Annotated in this window: 1 protein-coding gene; it reads left to right on the top strand. The window is 75.7% G+C overall.

Annotated elements, in window-relative coordinates:
- The coding region (locus tag AX735_RS25845; protein ID WP_202189570.1) for a hypothetical protein at positions 1-243 on the top strand (243 nt) is incomplete at both ends.

Below are 243 nucleotides of genomic sequence, written 5' to 3'. Positions count from 1 at the left end.
GTCGCGCAAGCTCGCCGAACGCTGGGCGAAACTGGCCGAGCGGCAGGTGGGGGCGGGCACGCCGCGCGATCTGCCGCCAGCGGTGCTGCTGGCCTTCGCCTATCCGGACCGGGTGGCGAAGCGCCGCGATGGTGCGGGCGAGACCTGGGCGAGCGCGGGCGGGCGCAGCTTCCGGCTCGATCCGGCCTCGCCGCTGATCACCGCGTCCTGGCTGGCGATCGGCGAGGTGCAGGGCAAGGCGGC

Origin of the sequence: Blastomonas sp. CCH1-A6 (genome assembly GCF_001556365.1) — a bacterium.
GTDB lineage: Bacteria > Pseudomonadota > Alphaproteobacteria > Sphingomonadales > Sphingomonadaceae > Blastomonas > Blastomonas ursincola.
This window is presented reverse-complemented; position numbering and strand designations above follow the sequence as displayed.